The organism is Roseomonas sp. TAS13 (assembly GCF_001950415.1).
GTDB classification, from domain to species: domain Bacteria; phylum Pseudomonadota; class Alphaproteobacteria; order Acetobacterales; family Acetobacteraceae; genus Roseomonas; species Roseomonas mucosa.
The window spans coordinates 1-688 of the sequence record NZ_BDLP01000781.1 but is presented as its reverse complement, the minus strand read 5'-3'; the positions used below and the strand labels follow the sequence as shown (position 1 = coordinate 688).

The window sequence follows — 688 nt, the reverse complement described above, 5'->3', positions numbered from 1 at the left end:
GCTGCTGCCCTGGGCCGAGGCGCTGGTGGCACTCGCCGTGCTCGCCATGCTGGCGGCCACGGGCCTCGGGGCTGCGGCGGCCCTGTCGGAGGCCTCGCCCGTCGCCCGTGCCGCTCCGGCGGCCGGGGTCTGGCTGGGCCTGCTGCTGTCCGCCCTGGCGGCGGGGTGCTGCGCCGCCGGGCGGGGCGGCACGCCGGGGCGCTTCCTGCTGGCCCTGGGCCTGGGCCTCGCGCTGCTGGTGGGCAGCGGCCTGCTCGATTCCCTTTCCCTGCTGCGGGAGGCCGCCTCGCGCGGCGCCGAGTTGCGGGGCGCCCTGCTGGAACATGTCTTCATCGCCGCCGCCTCGCTGCTGCTGGCTTCGCTGGTGGCGGTCCCGCTCTCGGTCCTGGCGCTGCGCCGCCCCAGGCTCGAAGCCATGCTGCTGGGCTTCGCCAACGGCTTGCAGGTGGTGCCCTCCATCGCCCTGTTCGGACTGCTGATGGCGCCGCTGGCGGCGCTCGCCACCGCCTTTCCTGTCCTGCGCGCCCTCGGCATTGGCGGGATCGGCCCGGCCCCGGCGGTGCTGGCGATCGGCGGCTACCTGTTGCTGCCGCTGGCGGCGGGGGTGCTGTCCGGGCTGCGCGCCGTGCCCGCCCCGGTGCTGGACGCCGCCACCGGCCAGGGGCTCGGCCCGTCGCAGATCCTGTGG

Annotated in this window: 1 pseudogene; it reads left to right on the top strand. The window is 77.3% G+C overall.

From position 1 onward, the window contains the following. Window positions 1–688: pseudogene (locus ROTAS13_RS25480) on the top strand (ABC transporter permease); the annotation flags it as partial.